Annotated in this window: 19 protein-coding genes; 10 read left to right on the top strand and 9 right to left on the bottom strand. The window is 61.5% G+C overall.

What is annotated here, in order from left to right:
• Positions 1–22: 22 nt before the first annotated feature.
• The 3 genes from GJW30_RS17515 to lptF are packed head-to-tail and all read right to left on the bottom strand — an operon-like array spanning position 23 to position 4,790.
• The gene (locus GJW30_RS17515) at positions 23–2,527 is read right to left on the bottom strand and encodes an LPS-assembly protein LptD (protein ID WP_096357614.1); all 2,505 of its coding nucleotides are present in this window, start codon (positions 2,525–2,527) and stop codon (positions 23–25) included.
• Entirely contained in the window at positions 2,527–3,612 is a 1,086-nt protein-coding gene (gene lptG / locus GJW30_RS17510; RefSeq protein ID WP_096357612.1) for an LPS export ABC transporter permease LptG, read from the bottom strand. Before lptG ends, GJW30_RS17515 begins: the two co-directional genes overlap by 1 nt.
• On the bottom strand, positions 3,609–4,790 hold the full coding sequence (lptF, locus tag GJW30_RS17505) for an LPS export ABC transporter permease LptF (protein ID WP_096357610.1): 1,182 nt from the start codon (positions 4,788–4,790) through the stop codon (positions 3,609–3,611). Before lptF ends, lptG begins: the two co-directional genes overlap by 4 nt.
• A 213-nt stretch (positions 4,791–5,003) precedes the next feature.
• On the opposite strand from lptF, the gene GJW30_RS17500 reads away from it, so the two are divergent.
• Complete coding sequence (locus tag GJW30_RS17500; protein WP_096357608.1) at positions 5,004–6,494, top strand: leucyl aminopeptidase; 1,491 nt, start codon at positions 5,004–5,006, stop codon at positions 6,492–6,494.
• 11 nt (positions 6,495–6,505) lie between these two features.
• A complete protein-coding gene (locus GJW30_RS17495; RefSeq protein WP_096357606.1) occupies positions 6,506–6,958 on the top strand; it encodes a DNA polymerase III subunit chi in 453 nt (150 codons plus the stop codon).
• 49 nt (positions 6,959–7,007) lie between these two features.
• Here the strand turns inward: GJW30_RS17495 and GJW30_RS17490 are convergent, their stop codons facing one another.
• Entirely contained in the window at positions 7,008–7,280 is a 273-nt protein-coding gene (locus GJW30_RS17490) for a hypothetical protein (RefSeq protein ID WP_096357604.1), read from the bottom strand.
• A 232-nt stretch (positions 7,281–7,512) separates the two neighbouring features.
• Between GJW30_RS17490 and GJW30_RS17485 the strand changes: the two genes are divergently transcribed.
• Positions 7,513–8,019, top strand: a complete 507-nt coding sequence (locus GJW30_RS17485) for a hypothetical protein (protein ID WP_096357602.1) — start codon at positions 7,513–7,515, stop codon at positions 8,017–8,019.
• 69 nt (positions 8,020–8,088) lie between these two features.
• Here the strand turns inward: GJW30_RS17485 and GJW30_RS17480 are convergent, their stop codons facing one another.
• The 3 genes from GJW30_RS17480 to GJW30_RS17470 all read right to left on the bottom strand — a co-directional run bounded on the left by GJW30_RS17480 (position 8,089) and on the right by GJW30_RS17470 (position 11,252).
• Positions 8,089–9,963 carry an ABC-F family ATP-binding cassette domain-containing protein gene (locus GJW30_RS17480; RefSeq protein WP_096357600.1) on the bottom strand — a complete coding sequence of 625 codons (1,875 nt, stop codon included), beginning with the start codon at positions 9,961–9,963 and terminating at the stop codon, positions 8,089–8,091.
• A 363-nt stretch (positions 9,964–10,326) separates the two neighbouring features.
• A complete protein-coding gene (locus tag GJW30_RS17475; protein WP_096357598.1) occupies positions 10,327–10,587 on the bottom strand; it encodes a hypothetical protein in 261 nt (86 codons plus the stop codon).
• A 314-nt stretch (positions 10,588–10,901) separates the two neighbouring features.
• On the bottom strand, positions 10,902–11,252 hold the full coding sequence (locus GJW30_RS17470; RefSeq protein ID WP_130364567.1) for a hypothetical protein: 351 nt from the start codon (positions 11,250–11,252) through the stop codon (positions 10,902–10,904).
• Positions 11,253–11,536: 284 nt separating this feature from the next.
• Between GJW30_RS17470 and ndk the strand changes: the two genes are divergently transcribed.
• The 4 genes from ndk to GJW30_RS17450 all read left to right on the top strand — a co-directional run bounded on the left by ndk (position 11,537) and on the right by GJW30_RS17450 (position 15,647).
• Positions 11,537–11,959: a nucleoside-diphosphate kinase gene (gene ndk / locus GJW30_RS17465; RefSeq protein WP_096357594.1), complete on the top strand. Its 423-nt coding sequence runs from the start codon at positions 11,537–11,539 to the stop codon at positions 11,957–11,959.
• Positions 11,960–12,202: 243 nt separating this feature from the next.
• Positions 12,203–12,934, top strand: a complete 732-nt coding sequence (locus GJW30_RS17460) for a TerC family protein (RefSeq protein ID WP_096357592.1) — start codon at positions 12,203–12,205, stop codon at positions 12,932–12,934.
• 82 nt (positions 12,935–13,016) lie between these two features.
• A complete protein-coding gene (locus tag GJW30_RS17455; RefSeq protein WP_096357590.1) occupies positions 13,017–15,122 on the top strand; it encodes a molybdopterin-containing oxidoreductase family protein in 2,106 nt (701 codons plus the stop codon).
• 321 nt (positions 15,123–15,443) lie between these two features.
• Positions 15,444–15,647, top strand: a complete 204-nt coding sequence (locus GJW30_RS17450) for a cold-shock protein (RefSeq protein WP_096357588.1) — start codon at positions 15,444–15,446, stop codon at positions 15,645–15,647.
• A gap of 273 nt (positions 15,648–15,920) precedes the next feature.
• Here the strand turns inward: GJW30_RS17450 and purN are convergent, their stop codons facing one another.
• Complete coding sequence (purN, locus tag GJW30_RS17445) at positions 15,921–16,532, bottom strand: phosphoribosylglycinamide formyltransferase (protein ID WP_096357586.1); 612 nt, start codon at positions 16,530–16,532, stop codon at positions 15,921–15,923.
• Positions 16,532–17,599, bottom strand: a complete 1,068-nt coding sequence (gene purM / locus GJW30_RS17440) for a phosphoribosylformylglycinamidine cyclo-ligase (RefSeq protein ID WP_096357584.1) — start codon at positions 17,597–17,599, stop codon at positions 16,532–16,534. The genes purN and purM overlap by 1 nt, the downstream gene beginning before the upstream one ends.
• 158 nt (positions 17,600–17,757) lie before the next feature.
• Here purM and GJW30_RS17435 point away from each other — a divergent pair, with 158 nt between their 5' ends.
• From GJW30_RS17435 to GJW30_RS17425, 3 genes are read left to right on the top strand one after another with little or no spacing between them, the layout of a single operon-like run.
• Complete coding sequence (locus GJW30_RS17435; RefSeq protein WP_096357582.1) at positions 17,758–18,303, top strand: CDP-alcohol phosphatidyltransferase family protein; 546 nt, start codon at positions 17,758–17,760, stop codon at positions 18,301–18,303.
• Positions 18,304–18,320: 17 nt separating this feature from the next.
• Positions 18,321–19,442, top strand: coding sequence for an AI-2E family transporter (locus GJW30_RS17430; RefSeq protein WP_208408016.1), 1,122 nt, complete (start codon positions 18,321–18,323; stop codon positions 19,440–19,442).
• Positions 19,442–20,128 carry an HdaA/DnaA family protein gene (locus GJW30_RS17425; RefSeq protein ID WP_096357580.1) on the top strand — a complete coding sequence of 229 codons (687 nt, stop codon included), beginning with the start codon at positions 19,442–19,444 and terminating at the stop codon, positions 20,126–20,128. Before GJW30_RS17430 ends, GJW30_RS17425 begins: the two co-directional genes overlap by 1 nt.
• Positions 20,129–20,141 lie beyond the last annotated feature (13 nt).

Here is a 20,141-nt window from a genome sequence, read left to right as displayed (position 1 = left end):
CACAGCTTTCGGCGCGCTTGCCTTAGAAGCCGCTGCCGCCACTGAGGCCACCGGTAACCTGGCTGACGCCAATGCCGCCGAGCGTGCGGAGCGTCAGCTGCAACATCACGGTGCGGTTCGGCAAGATGTTGCCCTGGTAACCGAAGTTCTCAGTGTAGCGCAGGTTCAGCGCAACGCATTCGTCGACATATCCCACGCCAAATGAGGCCATATTGAGTTTCGACTGATCGATGCTGTAGAGCGCCGAGGCGTTGACGGTCCAATTCTGTGTAATTTTCACGGTGGCGGACGGCATGATGCCTTCGCGCGGCAATACGATGCCGGCGATCGGCTGCTCGTCGTATTGGCCGTAGGTCAGGCTCGCCGACCAGCGATCAAAGTTCATGCGGGCTTCGAGTTCCATTCGCTTCGTGTCGAATGTCTTTTCGTCCCAGCGGAAGCGCGAGGTGAGGGCGTAGTACCGGTTCGGCTGATACGTCATGCGCGCGACGTAATCGGACTGATTTGTCTCTAGCCCGCTCATGTTGCCGGCATTGACCATGTCGGACACGGCGTAGGAGTTTTGGCCGAACAAATTATAGGACTGGCCAAACAAGGCGTTGAAGTAGCCGCCCTGATTGAACTGGGCCGTGTAGGTGATGCCGACGTTGGCGCGGCTGCCGCCCTCGACGCGGTCGTAGCCAGAAAATTTGCTGATCGAGAACAGATTTGCGTCGTCGAACACAAGGCTCTGCGAGTCTTCGTTCGGGAAACGGCCGACGCTGGACTCGTTCGGACGGAAGATCACCTGCGCGCGGGGCTCGATGATCTGCGTGCCCCAGGAGTGGGTGCTGATGAACGGATAGCGGTAGTCAAGACCGACACCGGCCATTCCGCGTGTCAGAGTCTGATCGCCGGTTCTAATGAAGTTGCTAACGCCCGGATCGTTGTTGATCGACAGGGCCGCAACGTCGCCCCGCGCGAACATGAACGGCGTGAAGATCTGGCCCCAGGAATCGACGATCGATTTGCGCCACATCACTTCGGCGGAGAGGCGTGTGTATTCGCCCGGAATGCCACGCAGCAGGCAGTTCGACTTGATCTTCTGCAGCATCGAGGCCGGGTCCTGCGAGTCGCAGACGTTGAGGCCGTCGCTCCAACCGAGGTTGTTGCGTGCTGCTTGTGTGATCGGATCGAAGTCCGCCTGACGCCGCGACAGGCTGGCGGCGTTGACCGAGTAGGAGAGTTCGCCGCCGAGAATCGGCTGCGCGAAAGTGTATTTGTAGTCGAGCAGTGGATGCAGCACGGGCAGCTGCTTCTGCACGTCGATCGGCGACAATCCGTAGAAGTGGATCGCGCGCATGTCAAAGTAGCTGTTTTCGCCGCGGCCGAACAAATAGGCCTGCGAGATCGCTTCCTGGCCTTGGCGCGTCACTTGATACTGAGGCGCATACGAGTTGTCGGTGAACAAGCTCGCATCCCAGCCCGCGTACCAGTTCGTCGCGATGCGGAAATCGCCGCGCGTTTCGACGGCGCCGCGGAAGTCGCGATAGCCGGTCGTCCCGAGGAACGTTTCCTTGTCCTGCTGGAAGATGCCGGACGCGCGGACAGCGTAGGCGCCGTTGACGAGGCGCTGGCGCCACTCGGCCATGCCGAGGAAGCCCTGCTTGCTGAGGTAACCCGGCGTCAACGTAATGTCGTAGCTGTCCGACAGATTGAAGAACACGGGCGCTTGCGCACCGACGCCGATAAAGCTGCCGCCGAGCATGTTCGGAGCGAGGAAACCTGTCTTGCGCTTAACGGTAGGGTCCGGCGTCCAGAAGTAGGGCAGGTACGCGATCGGCACGCCCATCACTTCGAACTGCATGTCTTCATAGTAGATGGTCTTGTCGGTCTCGCTGTGGATGATCCGCTTGGCTTTGATCTGCCATTTAGCCGGCTTCTTCGGATCTTCCTTACAGGGCTCGCACGCCGTGTAGACGCCGGCCTGGAAAACCGTGATGCGGTTTTCCTGGGAGTCTTCCTTCACGTCGGCGCGTGAACCCGCGATGCGCGTTTTCTCAAACGTCTCGACGTGGAGCGAATCGACGAAGCCGTTGCGGAATTGATCGTCCATCTCGAGACGATCGGATGTAACCACTTTGCCGTCCTGCTCTTGGAAGCGGACGTTGCCCTCGGCGTAAAGGCGTTTCGTCTTCTGATTGTAAGTGACGCGATCGGCCTGCAGCACCGATCCGTCGTAATGGATCTGCACATTGCCGACGGCCGAAACGGTGTCGCCGTTGTTGTCGTACCGAAGCTCGTTCGCGTTAACGAACATCTGCGCATTCGGATCTTTGATCCTGCGCGAAGATGCTGTCGGCGGGGGTTTCGCGCTCGCAGCGGGAACGCCGACCCAGGGAATCTGGTTCGATTGGATGATGCTCGATTGGCTGTAAGCCGGCACCGACAGGAGGCAGCCGCCCACGAGCGCGGCGCTGGCAAGCAGCGCCACGCCGCGCACACGCGGCTTCTTAGCCGGCTGATAAGCGGAAACCACCGCCTTCATCAGCCATCCTCCTGGAACAGTAGAGTCACGACGCCCGTCATCATTCCTATCGCAACCGGCGACCATGCCGCGGTTACCGAGTGCAACAGTTCGGCCTTAGCCAAATCCTCAGTGATCTTAGACAATACGTAAAGCAGAAAGCCCGCAGCCACGCCACTGAGCACCATCTTCTGGACACCGCCCATCCGGAAGAACCGAAGGCTCACGGCGGCTGCCAACATCACCATTCCGGCCAATAAAAACGGCTTTGCCAGCAGCAACTGATACTGAAGACGGTATCCGGCAGCCACAAGACCGGCTTGCTCGGCCAACTCGATATATGCCGGGAGTCGCCAAAAAGGCACAGTATTCGGGGTTGCAAAAGTGGTCTGGATTTCCGCCGTCGAGAGGTTGGTCGCGACCGCATGGGATTCGACGAATCGAGGCCGCAGATCAGGGGCGTAGATTCGCGCGTTGGTCAGCTTCCAACGGCCGGGTTCGAACGCGGCTTTGTCGGCCTCTACGCGCTCCAAAAACGCGCCGTCACGGTTGTAAACGAAGATCGACACTCCGTTCAGCTCGGCGCCTTGGTCGCGGCTATTTGCGGCAAACAGCACCGACTGACCTTCGCCAGTACGCTGACGCACCCAATAGCCGCCTTGCGTCGCACTGTCGCCTTTCGGCCCGAAGATCTGCTCCTCGAAGCGCTTCGCCTGATCTCCGGTGTATGCCGCAATCGGGTTGTAGACGGCGGTCGCGATAATGCCGAGAACCAGCGCCGCAGCGACTGCCGGCGCGACGAACTGCCAAGCCGAAATTCCAGCCGCGCGCGCGATAACGAGCTCATTGCGGCGCGAGAGATTGAGATACGCGACCATCGCACCGACAAGGACCGAGAAGGGGAGCATGCGTTCGGTGATCTGCGGCACGCGATAGAGCGACGTTACCGCGACGAGCCAGGTCGGCAAGTTCGGTATCGGGGCGGTCTTGCGCATCATCTCGATGTAGTCGAGCAGCACGACAAGAAAGAACATGCCGACGAACACGCCGAGCACGGCAAGAACGAAGCGCTTGGCAACATACCGGCCAAAGGTTTTCGCGATCATGCGGTCGCGCCTCCGGTGGCGTGCTCATTCGAGCGCATGAAGCGTGCTTGCAGATTGCTGAAGAATTGGCCCACCGAAGCGGGCATTTCGACAATCGTGCCCCGCGAAATCATGATCAATCCGCCGACACAGATGACCGCGATCAGAACGTAGGAGAGATAAGCAAGTGACGGTGAGCGGCCGGATGCAACAAGGATCGCAAAGCAGGCGAGACGGGTCCCAAGCACCGCGAGAATCGCCAAAGCCATCGACGATGCGCGGCTCTGTCGACTGGTGCGCGGCGCGCCAAGAATCGCGAAGCTGATGATGCAGAAGGCGATCGGAAACAGCGGTGCCAGAAGGCGATCGTGAAATTCTGAGTTCAGGCGGCGCGGATTATTTTTGACCAGATGATCGTTCGGATCCGGCCAAGCGAGTTCCCACAGATAGCGCTCCGGCGCGCCGAGAACTGAAGCAACTTCGGAACTCGCGAAAGCGCTCAAGTCAAACGCGTAACGATCATAGACGATGATGCTCGGGTCCTGGCTTTTTGCTTGCAGCCGCTGCGCGCTACCGTTTTCGAGTACCAAGAACGTGCCGTTCTCGCCGTCGAGAATTTGGCCCCGCTCGGCGAGGAATGTGCCGCGCTCGTTGGGATCGCGGCGATCGTCGATGAAGATGCCGACGAGCTCACCGGTCGCCCGACGCTCGCGCACGTGGAACGTCAGCCTATTCCCGTCGACCGATGTGAAACGGCCCGGCTGAATGATGTTGGAAACGACGTCGGCGCGAACCTTCGCGAAGACCGCGCGCAATTCGCGAAGCGACTTCGGTGCGACGTAAGCTCCGAGGATCAACACAAGCACAGAAGCGATCATCGCGACGATGAAGAACGGGTAGAAAATGCGCCAGGGCGAAAGCCCTGCTGCATTCATCACGACGATTTCCGAATCCGTGTTGAGCTTGTTGAGCGTGTAAGCCGTCGCGACGACGAGCGCGAGCGGCGCGATGATGACAACGAGCGCCGGAATCAGCAGCAGGGTCAGCCCGATGAAGGTGATGACAGCCTGTTTCTGATTTGTGACGATGTCGATGTCGCGCAATGCCTGCGTGACCCAGATCACCGAGGTCAGGCTGGCAAGCACCATCACAAACGCGCCGAACGTCGTTCTCACGACATATCGGTCAATCGAACCCATTAACCCTCGTCCCTGCCGTCGCCGGCACCCACCAGGACCCCCGCCCTGGGACTCATCAATACAGGTCTGCCGCTCAGACGCCTAGGGGAGCTACGTGGCAGGATCGGGGCGGCTTGCCTCGCCAAGCTTCCCAGCGTGATATAGAAGCGGCGCCAGGCCGTTAAGGTGAGCCGCTGAGCCTAGGTAACTGATTCAACTGCAAGGACAAATTCGATGTCGGACGCCGTTAAGCTGGGGTTTACCAAGTTTGCAGCAGCGGAGAAGGGCGTCCTCGTTCTGCTCGCGGACAGTAACCTGCGGGTAGGGCCCAAATCGCGAGCCGCGCTTGGCCGCGCCGGCAATCTCCTGACCCGTGCCGCGGAGGCTGAGGGCTTCCGCGGCAAACTCGGAAGCGTTCTCGAAATTGTTCAGCCGGCCGGTCTCTCGGCCTCGCGCTTGGTCGTGATCGGAACGGGCAAGATCGAAGACCTCACGCCGAATGACTTGATCCGGATCGGCGGCATCGCGGCAGGCCGTCGGGGGAGTGTGCGCGAGACAGTTATTTTTTGTGAGCTTTCGGACGGCGCAATGTCGCCGGAGCGTGCCGCCGAGGTTGCGCTTGGGGTACGGCTTCGCGCCTACAAATTCGATCGCTACAAGACGAAAAAGGGCGATGACGATCGCGAGGTGAAGGGCCGGGTGTCGCTCGGCGTCTCCGATGTCGAGGCATCGCGCCGGGCAGATCGCGCGAGTGCCGCAATCGCAAGCGGCGTCATCACGGCACGCAATCTCGTCAACGAACCGCCGAACGTTCTCTTCCCAGAAGAATTCGCGACGCGTGCGCGCGAGCTGAAGAAGGTTGGCTTGACGGTCGAAGTGCTCGACGCAAAAGCGTTGCGCAAGCTCGGCATGAATGCGCTGCTCGGCGTTGCGCAAGGTTCGCGCAAAGAAGCGCGCGTCGTCGTCATGCGCTGGAACGGTGGCAAGAGCGGCGTTGCGCCCGTTGCCTTCATCGGCAAAGGCGTGACGTTCGACACCGGCGGCATCTCGATCAAGCCGGCGGCCGGTATGGAGGACATGAAGGGTGACATGGGCGGCGCTGCTTGCGTCACGGGTCTCATGCAAACACTTGCAATGCGGCGCGCGAAGGTGAACGCAGTCGGCGTGATTGGCATCGTCGAGAATATGCCGGACGGCAATGCTCAGCGTCCCGGCGATATCGTGACGTCGATGTCAGGTCAGACGATCGAGATCATCAACACGGACGCGGAAGGCCGGCTCGTGCTTGGCGACGTGCTCTGGTACGTTAAACAGCGCTTCAAGCCGCAATTCATGATCGATCTTGCGACGCTGACGGGCGCAATCATCATCGCGCTCGGCCAAGAGTTCGCCGGCATGTTCTCGAATGACAATGAGCTGTGCGCGCGACTTTCAGCCGCTGGCGATCGCACCGGCGAGAAGGTGTGGCGCATGCCGCTGTCGCGCGATTTCGACAAGATGATCGATTCGAAATTCGCCGATATGAAAAATACCGGCGGCCGCTTGGGCGGCTCGATCACGGCTGCGCAATTCCTGCAGCGTTATGTCGATGCGACGCCCTGGGTACATCTCGACATCGCGGGTACCGCGATGGGCTCGCCGCAGACCGACATCAACAAGAGCTGGGGTTCGGGGTGGGGCGTGCGTCTGCTCGATAGCCTCGTCGCGGAGCACTACGAGAAATAAGGAAGCCCCACGTGACGGAGGTCTTCTTCTATCACCTGCAAAGCCAGCCGCTCGAAGCAGCTCTACCGACATTGGTCGAGCGCTCTCTCGAGCGCGGCTGGCGTGCGGTGGTGCAGATGTCTTCACCCGAAAGGCTGAGCGCGCTCGACGCGCATTTCTGGACGTTTCGCGACGACAGTTTTCTGCCGCATGCGCCGGCGTCGGAAAAAGGTGCTGCGGATCAGCCGGTTTTGCTGACGACAGATGAGCAGAATCTCAACGGAGCAGCGATACGTTTTTTGATCGATGGCGCTTTGCTGCCTGCCGATTCCGCGAATTATCAGCGGATCGTTTTGATGTTCGATGGAAACGACGATGACGCAGCTGCTGCAGCGCGAGATCAGTGGAAAGTCGCGAAGGCTGCCGGTCACACCGTGACGTATTGGCAGCAAGATCCAGCAGGGCGCTGGCAGCAAAAAGCGTAACGAGAAAGGGCGCCGCGAGGGCGCCCTTTGTGTTTGTATTTGTTCGCGATTACTGGTTTGCGCCAGCGGGTGCGCGCTGCTGCTGCCCGGTGTTCTCGGCGGGAGCCGGCGACGGGGCCGAACCAGTCGTGGTGGTCGTCGGGCTCGACGGATTATTCGCCTGCTGATCGCCGTTCTGCGACGTACCAAATGTCAGCGCGAGCACGATCGCGACGATCACTGCCGCGCCTGCAATCCAAGTCCAGGCGTTGCCCGGTTCGCGATCGCGAATTTCATCAAAATCAGTACGGGGCCGTTCGTTGTAAGGATCCGGCATCGACATGAGATTCTCCTCCGTTGATGTCTCCAAAATTCAACGCCGACCGCTTTTGATCGTTCCGCGCAGAGCCACGATGCTGCAGGCGCATACCGGCAGAATCACTCGCGATAACGTTGATATTGAAAGTTTTTGTCGAGTTCTCGCCTGACGGCCTTGAAGCCGCCGCGAGCCTCAAGCACAGTCGGAATCGGGGGCGAGACGGCAGATTTGGACTGATCTCGAGTGGTTTGAGTTAATGGCAGTGTTGGAAGTGACGTTCGATCTGCGCCGCGCCAAGGCATTGGTGCTGGCTCTCGTGTGCCTCGGTGCGACAGGCTGCGCCGGCACCGACTATACGTCGGCTTTGAAGCCTGACTTCAGTTGGTGGTCGCGCTCTTCGCCGGCCCTGCAGCCGGTTACGGCATCCATTCCGACTCAGGCTCCGCCGGATCAACTCGTCGGCCCGAATGGCGCATGTCCGGAAGGCGTGCAGCCGCGGGGTATCGCGATCGGGATGACGGAGTGCGAACTCGTGCGCACCGCAGGACCGACGCAGAACATTCAGCTCGGTCAGAACGAGCGAGGTGAGCGCACGGCGACGATCGTGTACCAGCAAGGAACCGCGGCAGGGTCGTATCAGTTTCGCTCAGGCATTCTGATCTCGGTCGAGGCTGTTGCGCCGCCGCCAGCTACGGCGAAGCCCGCCCGCAAACCGCGCGCGAAGCCGAAGCCTGCCGCCAAGCCGCCGGGCGCGCCGGCTTAAACGCGGCCGATTGACCAGCCAATGACGCAGCGATTGGCCGGCGATTTCGCAACGTGACCACCTTTGTGGTCAGGCGGTCTCGGACTCGTAGGCCGCGCTCTTCTCAAGCCACTCGTTTTCAACCTTCGCGAGCGTTTCGGTCGCAACGGAACGCGCCTTGCCTAACTCGGCTGCCTTGCCGGCACCTTTCACAAAGAGATCGCTCGCCGCGAGCGCAGCGTCGAGCTTCGCGATTTCGGCGCCGAGCTTTTCCATTTTGTCTTCGAGCGCTTTGATCTCGCGGCGGAGCGGCGCGAGGTTGGCTCGCTTCTCGGCCGCCTGGCGACGCTCGTCGGCGCGATTCTGTTTCGGCGCATCGCTACGCGACGACTCGCGCTCGCCGCCGCCCAGGATGATCTTGCGATAATCGTCGAGGTCGCCTTCGAACGGTGCGACGCCGCCATTGCCGACGAGCCATAAGCGGTCAACGCACGCTTCGAGCATGAAGCGATCGTGCGACACCAGAATTAGCGCGCCCGGGAAGTCGTTGATCGCTTCGATCAGCGCGGCGCGGCTGTCGATATCGAGATGGTTGGTCGGCTCGTCGAGCACGATGAGGTGCGAGCCGCCGAATGTCGCGAGGCCGAGCAGCAAGCGCGCTTTCTCGCCGCCAGAAAGCTGTGCCGTCACGGTGTCGGCTTTGTCACCCGAGAAACCGAAGCTGCCGGCGCGGGTGCGAACTTGAGCTTCCGTCGAGTCCGGCATCAGGCGGCGCAGATGTTCGTATGCGTTTTCGTTCGGGCGGAGTTCGTCGAGCTGGTGCTGCGCGAAATAACCGACGGCAAGCTTGTCGGCCCACGTGATGTTGCCGGACAACGGGGCGAGGCGGCGCGCAAGAAGCTTCGCGAGTGTCGATTTGCCGTTGCCGTTGGCGCCGAGCAACGCAATGCGGTCGTCGTCATCGATGCGCAGCGAGAGGCGCTTTAGAATCGGATTGTCCGGCGAGTAACCGACAGCGACGTTATCGAGCGCGATGATCGGTGGCGAAAGTTTTCGCTCGGCAGCCGGCAACACGATCGGTTTCACCTCGTCGGAGATGAGAGCGGAGACCGGCTCGAGCCGTGCCAGCATCTTCACGCGCGATTGCGCTTGTTTCGCCTTCGTCGCTTGCGCCTTGAAGCGATCGATGAAGCTCTGAAGATGCTTGCGTTGATTTTCCTGCTGCTTGGCAAGTTTGGCGTCGAGCAACTGCTTCTCGCGCCGTGCGCGTTCGAAGCTCGTATAGCCGCCGCGATAGAGGGTCAACTTGCCGTTCGCCATATGCAGCGTCCAGTCGACGGCATTGTCGAGCAGATCGCGGTCATGGCTGATGATGATCACGGTGCGCGGATAGCGCGCGAGATGCTGCTGCAGCCACAGCGTGCCTTCGAGATCGAGATAGTTGGTCGGCTCGTCGAGCAGCAGGTAGTCGGGCTCAGAGAAAAGCGCGGCCGCGAGCGCGACGCGCATGCGCCAGCCGCCGGAGAATTCGCGGCAGGCGCGCTGCTGATCGCTCTCCGAGAAACCGAGGCCGGCGAGGATCGCGGCGGCGCGCGCGGGAGCCGCGTGCGCGCCGATGTCGGCAAGACGGCTTTGAATGTCGGCGATCTCGCCCGGGTCGGTCGCGCGCTCGGCGGCGGCGAGCAGCTCGTTGCGCTCGCTGGCGGCGGCAAGCACGACGTCGACCAGTTTGTCGTCGCCGCCTGGCGCTTCCTGCGCGAGGCGGCCGATACGCGCGCGCTTCGGAATCGTGATCGTGCCGCTCTCGGTCGGGAGCTCGCCCATCAGGATCTTGAACAGCGTCGTCTTGCCGACGCCGTTGCGGCCGATCAGGCCGATACGTGCCTGCGCCGGGATCTGCGCCGAAGCGCCATCCAGCAACGCGCGATCGCCAAGCCGATAGGTGAGGTCGTCCAGAATGAGCATGGCGGCTTATTGCTGCGAGGCACCACGCGATGCAAGCACCTAAATGATGGCCAAGACCACCCAACGGCAGTCATTCCGAGGCGCGAGCAGAGCGAGCGAGCCCGGAATCCATACTCCAGGACGTTAAGTCGCGAGCACAGGGGTTATGGATTCCGGGCTCGCACCGCTGCGCGGACGCGCCCCGGAAATGACGACCGCGTGTTTTGCGGCGCCTTCTTTTTCAGTCAGGCTCTTAGGATGAGCGTACTTCGGTCGAAGCGTGAACCGCTTCAAGCCCAACAAAAAGCCCCGGTCGCAAGCGACCGGGGCGAGGCGAACGGTGACCGCTGGGAGGGGCGCGGCCGCCGCTTGGTCAAACAGGGCTTAGTAGTAGCAAACGCGCTTCACGTAGCCGCGCGGCGTGATGACCTTCACGCAATCCGGTGCGTAGTAGGAGTAAGCCGGGCCGTAGAAGCCGACGCGGAAGTGACGGTGACCCCAGTGGCCGCCGTGGTGGTGATGGCCATGGAAGCCGCCCTTGTAGCCACCCTTGAAACCCTTCGCCGAAGCGTCGGACGAGGTGGCAACGGCAGCGCCGGTGACAGCGGCGAGGGCGGCGAGAGCGAAGATGGTCTTGCGGATCATTGTGTAGTCTCCTGAGCGTTTTGGGTTGCGACGGTGTGCCCGTCGTTCAAATGTTCGTCGTGGGGCGCTTGGTACAGGTTCGATGTTTTTGCAAAATTTCTTCTGTAATCCACGTTAGTACTTTTGTGTTTCTTGGCTGAAACAAATCAGTATTGATTATTACTTGGAAGCAACGTTCATGAATGCTTCTTCAGGGTTGAATAGACTTTGAGGCAATTGCAAACGACAAACCCCGGCCTCGTGAGAGACCGGGGTTCTTGCGGCGGGATCCAAGGGGAGAGGCAAGGAGCGGCGCCGACCAGCGTTCAGCACGCTTAGTAGGTGCAAACCGTCTTGATGCGGCCCGAGCGAGTGATCACGCGGTAGCAGTCCGGCTCGCCGGCGATGACGCCGATACCAAAGCGGGCGACGCCGTAACCCCAATGGCCATGGCTGTGGTGGCCGTGATAGCCGCCCGGCTTAGGAGCTTTCCAGTTTTGCGGACCCTTCGGGTGCACGGTCGGGCCGGGGCCCGGGCCGTTCGACAGGCCCTTCGGCCCATTGAAGCCCTTCGCGAACGCGTCAGAGCTCGGAGCAGCGACGATGCCGAGCGCTGCGATGGCGGTGAGAGCGAGAATGGTCTTGCGGATCATTGTAGTGCCTTTCTGCGAGTTGGTGGACGTCATTGTCCGTCTTCGCAGTATCAGTCGGCACGTCGAACAGATGCGTTCGACAAAACAGCGAACATTTCTGTTTTGAAACGCAGTAATACTGCGAAGAAACACGCCTGAAGCAAAACAATACTGAAAATTACTTTTACGTAATCTATCTGAATGCCGGTTAATCTCGCGCTGAACAGCTGTTTAGATTGCTGAAGGCGTCAACTTGATTCCGCTGGGGCGACCGCTATAAGCGCTCGCGACTGGCGGCCGTCCGCCTGATTTTCCCGACAACAGACAGGAGCGCCACGATGGCGATCGAGCGTACTTTTTCCATTCTCAAGCCCGATGCCACCGAGCGGAACCTTACCGGTGCGGTCAACGCCGTCATCGAGAAGGCTGGTCTCCGCATCATCGCGCAGCGCCGCATCCGCATGACGCGCGATCAGGCCGAGACGTTTTATGCAGTTCACAAGGCGCGTCCTTTCTTCGGCGAGCTCGTCGACTTCATGATTTCAGGTCCGGTCGTCGTTCAGGTTCTCGAAGGCGAGGGTGCAATCGCGAAGTATCGCGAAGTGATGGGCGCGACCGATCCGGCAAAGGCCGCCGACGGCACGATCCGCAAGCTCTATGCGCGTTCGGTCGGCGAGAACTCGGTGCACGGTTCGGATGCGCCGGAGACGGCGGCGCAAGAAATCGCGCAGTTCTTTTCGGGCAACGATATCGCCGGCTAACCTGCCGGTTAGATACTGGGGTTTCAAACTTACTGTATAGGCGCGTGAGTACTTTCGTACTCGCGCGCTTTGCTTTTGTGCGTCGATCTGACCGACGCAAATTTGAAAACGCATGTCCGGTTTTGCTTGCGCCAACGCTGCGCGCGACGTTAAGGAGTCGATGTGGCATGCCGCGTACGCGGGGGCATTTAAAGGCGCGTTACAAACTCAGACAGAGGCCGCCACAAGCTACAGGGAAGAGACATGAGTTGGACCGATCCCGTCTTCATTGCGGCGGCTCTGCAAATCATCTGGATTAACATTCTGCTCTCCGGCGACAACGCAGTCGTCATCGCGATGGCGTGCCGCACGCTCGAGCCGAAGCAACGCCGCTGGGGCATGCTGTTTGGCGCAGGCGCTGCTGTTGCTCTGCGCATCATCTTCACGCTCATCGTCACGCAGCTGATGGGCATTCCGTTCCTGAAATTCGTCGGCGGCATCGCGCTGCTGTGGATCGCCGTCAAGTTGATCGTGCCGGACGACGAGCACGGCGACGTCAAGGCCGGCGACAATATGTGGAATGCGGTGCGCATCATCGCAGTCGCAGACGTCGTCATGAGCCTCGACAACGTCATCGCGATCGCAGCCGCCGCAAAGGGCAGCTGGTCGCTGATCATCTTCGGCCTCATCGTCTCGGTGCCGTTGATCGTCGCGGGTGCCGCGCTGCTGACTGCCGTTCTCGAGCGCTTCCCGATCTTGGTCTGGGCCGGTGCTGCGTTGCTCGGCTGGATCGCAGGCGAAATCATGGTGCAGGACCCGGCGATCATCAATTGGATCGGTCAGGCGACGTCCGACAAGCTGCACTACCCGGCAGCCATCGTCGGTGCGCTCTTTGTCGTGGGCTTGGGCTTCCTGCTCAAGCGCTCGAAGGGCGAAAAGACCGACGAACATCTCGTCACCGATCCGGTGGCCGGCGAGAAGTTTCCGCATAAGTAGTAATCGCTGTTCCGAGCCGAGCAGCTCAGCTAACATACGGCCGGCGTTTCAAACGCCGGCCGTTTTGTTTGTCGGAGGTTAGATGAACCAGACCGTGCGCAAACTCGCGAAGCCCGTCCGGATTGGAGCGTCCGCGTGTCCGCACGATTGTCCGTCGACTTGCGCGCTCGAGATCGACGTCATCGACGACAACACGATCGGACGCGTGCGCGGCGCGGACGAGGGGACCTACACGTCCGGCGTCATCTGCGCGAAGGTCGCACGCTACGCCGAGCGCGCACATCATCCGGATCGTCTGATGAAACCGCTGCGGCGCGTCGGGCCGAAGGGTTCGGGCGAATACGCGCCGATCAGCTGGGACGATGCGCTCGACATCGTGGCAGAAAAGTTTCTCGCCGCCGAAGCGCGCTACGGCGCCGAGACGGTCTGGCCGTATTACTACGCGGGCACGATGGGCCTTGTGATGCGCGACGGCATCAATCGGCTCACGCACGCGAAGAAGTATTCGCGCTTCTTCTCGACGATCTGCGTCAATCCGGCATGGAGCGGTTTCATCGCCGGCACCGGCAAGTTGGCCGGACCCGATCCGCGCGAGATGGCGAAGTCGGACGTGGTGGTGATTTGGGGGACGAACCCGGTCAACACGCAGGTCAACGTAATGACGCATGCGGCACGCGCCCGCAAAGAGCGCGGCGCGAAGATCGTCGCGGTCGATATCTACATGAACGGCACGATGCAGGCGGCCGATCTGCCCGTGCTGGTGCGCCCCGGCACCGACGGCGCGCTTGCTTGCGCGGTGATGCATTGCCTGTTCCGCGACGGGCACGCGGACTGGGAGTTCCTGCGCGAGTTCACGGATGCGCCAGACGAGCTTGCCGCGCATGTGAAATCGCGCGATCCGCAATGGGCGTCGCAGATCACCGGATGCGATGTCGAGACGATCGAGGCGTTTGCGAAGTTGGTCGGCGAGAACAAGCGCACGTTTTTCCGCCTTGGCTACGGCTTCGCGCGCCAGCGCAACGGCGCCGTGAATATGCATGCGGCGTCGTGCATCGCGGCGGTGACGGGCGCTTGGAAGCTCGAGGGCGGCGGCGCGTTTCATAACAATGGCGCGATCTATCACTGGGATAAGTCGCTCACCGAAGGCCACGACGCGATCGATCAATCTGTGCGGCAACTCGATCAGTCGCGCATCGGCGCGATCCTGTGCGGCGAAGAAGACGTGCTGATGGGCGGCCCGCCGGTAACCGCGATGCTGATCCAGAACACGAACCCGGCGACGGTCGCGCCCGATCAGACGAAGGTGCGGCGCGGCTTTGCGCGTGACGATTTGTTCGTCTGCGTGCACGAGCAGTTCATGACAGAGACCGCGCGCATCGCCGACATCGTTCTGCCGGCGACGATGTTCGTCGAGCACGACGATCTCTACCAGACAGGCGGCGCGCAGAACATTCTGCTCGGGCCGAAGCTCATCAATGCGCCGGGCGAATGCCGCTCGAACCACGACGTGATCTGCGCGCTGGCGAAACGTCTCGGTGCGGAGCACCGTGGGTTCACGATGTCGCCGCGCGAACTCATCAACGAGACGCTGCAGATTTCGCAGTGGGGTTCGCTCGCGGAGCTCGAAGCGAAGCGCTGGGTCGACGCGCAGCCGGACTTCGACACCGCGCACTACACGAAGGGCTTTGCGTATCCGGACGGCAAATTCCGCTTCAAGCCGGATTGGCCGACGGTCCCGTTCAATCGCTCCGCAGGCTTGCACGGCCCGCATGCGAGCGTGCCGAAGCTTCCGGATCACTGGCCGGTGATCGAAGAGGCGACGGAGGAGTTTCCGTTTCGCTTGGCGACATCGCCGTCGCGTAGCTTCCTCAACACGACGTTCAACGAAACGCCGTCATCGATCGCGCGCGAGAAGCGGCCGATGCTGATGATCAATCCGGCGGATGCGGCGAATCTCGCTGTTGCAGAGGGCGATCTGATCGTCCTCAACAATCCGCGCGGCGAAGTTCGCATCCACGCGACTCTGTTCGATGGCGTACGTCGCGGCGTCGTGATCGCAGAATCGATCTGGCCGAACGACTCGTTCGTCGACGGCAAAGGCATCAACACGCTCACGGGCGCGGATGCGATCGCGCCGTTCGGTGGTGCCGCATTCCACGACAATCGCGTGGCGATCCGCAAAGCTTGACGCGATTGCGGCGAAGGCAGAACCGCCGATAAAGCAAAGCGCTAGAGTCGGGGAACTCGCGCAGACGCTGCGTCGCGAAATGGTTTCTTCGTTTGCTAATTTTTTCGGCAATCGAGTTTCGTGCGCGTGAAAGCCGCAGAAACTCTTGCGCATGGAAAGATTTTCGTATTGTCTCGCGCGCGCTATCGAACTTAAGAGCGCTCGAAGACTACCGGTTGGACGCGTCTCTCAAAGCAAGACAGTGGCGGCTCGAAGCTCGCGAGGCAAAAACAAAGCGGCTTCGGTACCGTCTAGATTGACACGGACTTCAGGAGAACGACGATGCAAAAGGGCACCGTCAAATGGTTTAACCCGACCAAGGGTTACGGTTTCATTCAGCCGGCTAACGGTGATCGCGACGTGTTCGTGCACATCTCGGCCGTCGAGCGCGCAGGGCTTTCGAGCCTGAAGGAAGGCCAGACGGTTGAGTACGAACTCGTCACCAACCGCGGCAAGTCCTCGGCAGAAAACCTCAAGGTCAGCTAACCAGCTCGGCTTTACCGAAACCCCGGCGCATCCCGCCGGGGTTTTTGGCGTTTGTGCTAGCTGACGCGCGCGTGGAATGACCAGTGCACACTCCGTCATGGTGAGGAGCGGGGAAGCCGCGTCTCGAACCACGACGGCCGATGCAAATCATGCCCACTCGGGGCCGTCGTCCTTCGAGACGCATCGGCGTCGGCTTCGCCGACCGCGATGCTCCTCAGGATGACGGAGTGAGGTTAGCGCCAGCAGGCAGGCATGACGGTCGTGGCTGTCTGCTCAGCTGACGCGCGTGCAGCCGTCGACGATGCGCACGCGATCTTCCGCGACGAGCTTGAGCGCCTGCGGATAAAGTTGATGCTCGGCCGCGAGAACGCGTGCCGCGAGCGTATCGCTCGTGTCGTCGTCTTCGACCGGCACCGCCTGCTGCGCGATGATCGGCCCCGAATCCATTTCCGGAATGACGAAGTGTACGGTCGCGCCGGTCAGCTTGACGCCGGCGCGGATCGCTTGGCCGTGCGGATCCAGCCCGGGGAACGACGGCAGCAGGGAGGGGTGGATGTTGAGCATCCGGCCATCCCACGCTTCGACGAATTCCCGCGTGAAGAGGCGCATGAAACCGGCGAGGCAGATGAGATCGACACGCTGCGCGGCGAGTTCGCTCTTCAGCACGGCTTCGAAAGCCGCGCGGTCTTTGCCGAACGGCTTGTGATCGATCACCTTCGTCGCGATGCCGGCCTCGGAAGCGCGGGCGAGACCTGCTGCGTCAGGGCGATTGGAGATGACGACGACGATCTCGGCCGGAAAATTCGGCGCGCGCGCAGCATCGATCAGCGCGGACATGTTGGAGCCGCGGCCCGAGATGAGAATAGCGACGCGCTTGCGCGGCATCACAGCGTCAGGTCGAGCGTGCCGCGATAGGCGACGCGCTCTTCGCTTGTGGTCGCGACGACTTCGCCGAGCGCGTAAGCGGTTTCGCCTTCGCGCCGAAGCACTTTCAGCACGTCGTCACGCTTCGCCGGATCGACGACGACGATCATGCCGACGCCGCAGTTGAATGTGCGCAGCATTTCGAGCGGTGCGATGCCGCCGGCCTGCGCGAGCCACTTGAACACCGGGAGCGGTTTGACGTCATCGAGATCGACGCTGACGCCGAGACCATCCGGAAGCACGCGCGGGATGTTGTCCGTGAAGCCGCCGCCCGTGATGTGGGCGAGCGCCTTGATGCCGCCGGTCTCGCGGATCGCGGCGAGCAATTGTTTCACATAGATGCGTGTCGGCGTGAGCACGGCTTCGCCGAGCGAGCGCGATTTTTCGAACGGGGCCGGATCGCTCCACTTGAGACCCGCGACTTCGACGACCTTGCGGACCAGCGAGAAGCCGTTCGAGTGAACGCCGCTCGACGCGATACCGATCAGCGCATCGCCTGCCTTCACGTCGGTCGGCAGCAGCGTGCCGCGCTCGGCAGCGCCGACCGCGAAGCCGGCAAGATCGTAGTCGCCGGCCTTGTAGAGGCCCGGCATCTCGGCGGTCTCTCCGCCGATCAGGGCACAGCCCGCGTCCTTGCAGCCCTTGGCGACGCCCGCAACGACTTTCGCGGCGACATCCGGCGCGAGCACGCCGCAGGCGAAGTAATCGAGGAAGAAGAGCGGTTCGGCACCCTGGACGACGAGATCGTTGACCGACATCGCGACGAGGTCGATCCCGATCGTGTCGTGCAGATCGGTGTCGATCGCGATCTTGATCTTGGTGCCGACGCCGTCGGTCGCCGCGACGAGGACCGGATCCTTGAAGCCCGCGCCTTTAAGGTCGAACAGGCCACCAAAGCCGCCGATCTCGGCGTCCGCGCCGGGCCGGCGGGTCGCCTTGACGAGGGGCTTGATCATGTCCACCAGGCGGTTGCCGGCATCGATATCGACGCCGGAATCCGCGTAAGTCAGGCCGTTCTTCTGCTTCATCGATCTTTCCTAGCAGCCGGAGCGGTGATTTCGCCCCAGCTACTCAAGTTTTCCACGCTTTCACATGCCTCGCGGGAGCCGAGATCGCAAGCCGTGCCTTGGCAATGGCCGGGGACAGGTTTATTGCGGTCTGGGGTCTGCCGGGGACGTTTTTAGTCGTGAGTTTGCCGAATCTCATCACGCTGGCGCGGATTTTGTCCGTGCCGGTGGTTATCTGGGCGATCGCGTCGCATGAAATGCTGATCGCCTTCGCGTTGTTCCTGCTCGCCGGTGTCAGCGACGCGGTGGACGGGTTCCTCGCCAAACGCTTCAACATGAAGACGGAACTCGGCGCCTACCTCGACCCGCTCGCGGATAAGGTCCTCATCGTCTCGATTTACGTGGCGCTCGGCATCACGGAGGCGGTGCCGCGCTGGATCGTCATCCTGGTGGTGTCGCGCGACCTGATGATCGTCGGTGCCGTGATTTTGTCATGGGTGATGAATAAGCCGGTTCCGGTCCGGCCGCTGATGGTTTCGAAGATGAATACGGTTGCTCAGATCCTTTTCGCCGGTTTGGTGCTCGGTTCGCTCGGCCTTAAGCTGAATGCCGGGTGGCTGATGCCCGCAATGATGGCAGCGGTCACCGTTTTGACCTTGCTTTCGATCGCGGCCTATGTGCGAGAATGGGTTCATCATATGAGCAACGGGGTCGCGCACCATTGAGTGCTGAAAACACGCGGATGAACGACGCAATCGTGCTGCGCCGCCAGACCGCGTTCTGGCTCGCCGCGCTTGCGTTCTTGATGCTGTCGCTTTGGCTGACGGCGGAAGTGTTGCTGCCGTTCGTTGCCGGCATGGCGCTGGCTTACCTCTTCAATCCACTCGCGGCGCGCTTGGAGCGGCTCGGGATCGGACGGACAGTCGCATCGCTGATTGCGATGTTCGTGTTCGTGATGTGTTTCATCGTGCTGCTGTTGCTGATCATGCCGATCTTAATCGGTCAGCTCGGCGCGCTGATCGAAAATCTGCCGAGTTACGTTTCGAAGCTCCAGTCTTTGTTGGCTGATCCGTCGAGCCCGTGGCTTCGCAAGGTTCTCGGCGAGAACTTCGTAGCGCCTGACGCGTCGCTCGGCGACCTTGTCAAACAGAGCGCCGGATGGCTGTCCACCTTCCTGAAATCGCTGTGGTCGGGCGGACAAACGCTGATCTCGGTCGTCTCACTGATCGTCATCACGCCGGTCGTCGCGTTCTATCTGCTGTGCGATTGGGATCGGATGATCGCGGCCGTCGATAGTTGGATCCCGCTGGAAAACCGCGAGACGGTGCGCGAGCTCGGGCGCCAGATCGATGTCGCGATCGCGGGTTTCGTCCGTGGGCAAGCGACGGTGTGCCTATTGCTCGGATCGTTCTACGCGGTGTCGTTGTCTCTGACCGGATTGAATTTCGGGCTGCTGATCGGCCTCGTGTCAGGCATCATCACGTTCATCCCGTATATCGGGTCGATGACGGGTTTGCTGCTCGCAATCTGCGTCGCGGTCGCGCAGTTTCTGCCGGAGTGGCAGTGGATCGTGGTCGTCATCGTGATCTTCTTCGTGGGGCAGTTCATCGAAGGCTACATCCTGGCGCCGAAGCTCGTGGGCGAAAGCGTTGGGCTGCATCCCGTTTGGCTGATGTTCGCGCTGTTCGCCTTCGGCTACCTGTTCGGCTTCGTCGGCCTGCTGCTCGCGGTGCCGCTGGCGGCGGCGATCGGCGTGCTCGCGCGCTTCGGGCTGAAACGCTATCTCGCCAGCGCGTATTATCGCGGCGAGGATAATCCGGTCGTGCCGATGAAGCCGACGCGCGCGCCCGAGAGTGTCGACTGATGTTGCCGGCCCGCCAGCTCGCGCTCGACCTCGGTCACGCGGAGAGCTACGCGCGTGACGATTTCCTTGGCAGCTCCGGTAATTCCGATGCGTTGTCGATGATCGAGAAGTGGCCGGATTGGCCGGCGCCCGTGCTCGCGCTGGTGGGGCCGCGCGGAGCGGGCAAGAGCCATCTTGCGGCGATCTGGGCGGAGCTTTCCGGCGCGCGATTTTTGTCGGGGCGTGGGCTGCAATCGGGGACGGTCCCGGGTGCACTCGCGACCGGTGCGTTGGTTATCGAGGATTTGACGGCGGGCACGTTCGAGGAACGCGCGCTCTTCCATTTGCTCAATCTCGTGCGCGAGGAGCAGGCCTTCATCCTGCTGACGGCCGAGAAGCCGCCGACGCTGTGGGATCTCGCGATCCCCGATCTGATGTCGCGGTTGCGCGCCGTGCCGACAGTCATACTGGGCGCGCCGGACGACGCGCTGCTGCGGGCGGTGTTCGTCAAGCTCTTCGCTGACCGGCAGCTGCAGGTCGATGAGGGGGTTATTTCTTATTTGCTGACGCGGATCGAGCGATCGCTCGCGGCCGCGAAGGAAGCCGTGGCGCGGCTCGATGCCGAGGCGTTACGGCGGCGGCGGCCGATAACGCGCGCGCTTGCGGCAGACGTTTTTCGTGCCGAGCAATTGCAGATGTTCGATTAAGCTATTTTGTTGG

It is taken from the genome of Variibacter gotjawalensis (assembly GCF_002355335.1).
Classification (GTDB): domain Bacteria; phylum Pseudomonadota; class Alphaproteobacteria; order Rhizobiales; family Xanthobacteraceae; genus Variibacter; species Variibacter gotjawalensis.
Note: the sequence above shows the minus strand (reverse complement) of the source record. Positions and strands in the feature narration are given on the sequence as shown.

What these genes read in the sequence shown, in the direction of transcription:
- GJW30_RS17450 (WP_096357588.1), top strand. Translation starts at nt 15,444, where the DNA reads ATGCAAAAGGGCACCGTCAAATGGTTTAACCCGACCAAGGGTTACGGT.
- GJW30_RS17430 (WP_208408016.1), top strand. Translation starts at nt 18,321, where the DNA reads ATGAACGACGCAATCGTGCTGCGCCGCCAGACCGCGTTCTGGCTCGCC.
- GJW30_RS17475 (WP_096357598.1), bottom strand. Translation starts at nt 10,587, where the DNA reads ATGATCCGCAAGACCATCTTCGCTCTCGCCGCCCTCGCCGCTGTCACC.
- purN (WP_096357586.1), bottom strand. Translation starts at nt 16,532, where the DNA reads ATGCCGCGCAAGCGCGTCGCTATTCTCATCTCGGGCCGCGGCTCCAAC.
- lptF (WP_096357610.1), bottom strand. Translation starts at nt 4,790, where the DNA reads ATGGGTTCGATTGACCGATATGTCGTGAGAACGACGTTCGGCGCGTTT.
- GJW30_RS17515 (WP_096357614.1), bottom strand. Translation starts at nt 2,527, where the DNA reads ATGAAGGCGGTGGTTTCCGCTTATCAGCCGGCTAAGAAGCCGCGTGTG.
- GJW30_RS17490 (WP_096357604.1), bottom strand. Translation starts at nt 7,280, where the DNA reads ATGTCGATGCCGGATCCTTACAACGAACGGCCCCGTACTGATTTTGAT.
- GJW30_RS17460 (WP_096357592.1), top strand. Translation starts at nt 12,203, where the DNA reads ATGAGTTGGACCGATCCCGTCTTCATTGCGGCGGCTCTGCAAATCATC.
- GJW30_RS17470 (WP_130364567.1), bottom strand. Translation starts at nt 11,252, where the DNA reads ATGACGTCCACCAACTCGCAGAAAGGCACTACAATGATCCGCAAGACC.
- GJW30_RS17500 (WP_096357608.1), top strand. Translation starts at nt 5,004, where the DNA reads ATGTCGGACGCCGTTAAGCTGGGGTTTACCAAGTTTGCAGCAGCGGAG.
- ndk (WP_096357594.1), top strand. Translation starts at nt 11,537, where the DNA reads ATGGCGATCGAGCGTACTTTTTCCATTCTCAAGCCCGATGCCACCGAG.
- GJW30_RS17480 (WP_096357600.1), bottom strand. Translation starts at nt 9,963, where the DNA reads ATGCTCATTCTGGACGACCTCACCTATCGGCTTGGCGATCGCGCGTTG.
- GJW30_RS17425 (WP_096357580.1), top strand. Translation starts at nt 19,442, where the DNA reads ATGTTGCCGGCCCGCCAGCTCGCGCTCGACCTCGGTCACGCGGAGAGC.
- purM (WP_096357584.1), bottom strand. Translation starts at nt 17,599, where the DNA reads ATGAAGCAGAAGAACGGCCTGACTTACGCGGATTCCGGCGTCGATATC.
- lptG (WP_096357612.1), bottom strand. Translation starts at nt 3,612, where the DNA reads ATGATCGCGAAAACCTTTGGCCGGTATGTTGCCAAGCGCTTCGTTCTT.
- GJW30_RS17485 (WP_096357602.1), top strand. Translation starts at nt 7,513, where the DNA reads ATGGCAGTGTTGGAAGTGACGTTCGATCTGCGCCGCGCCAAGGCATTG.
- GJW30_RS17455 (WP_096357590.1), top strand. Translation starts at nt 13,017, where the DNA reads ATGAACCAGACCGTGCGCAAACTCGCGAAGCCCGTCCGGATTGGAGCG.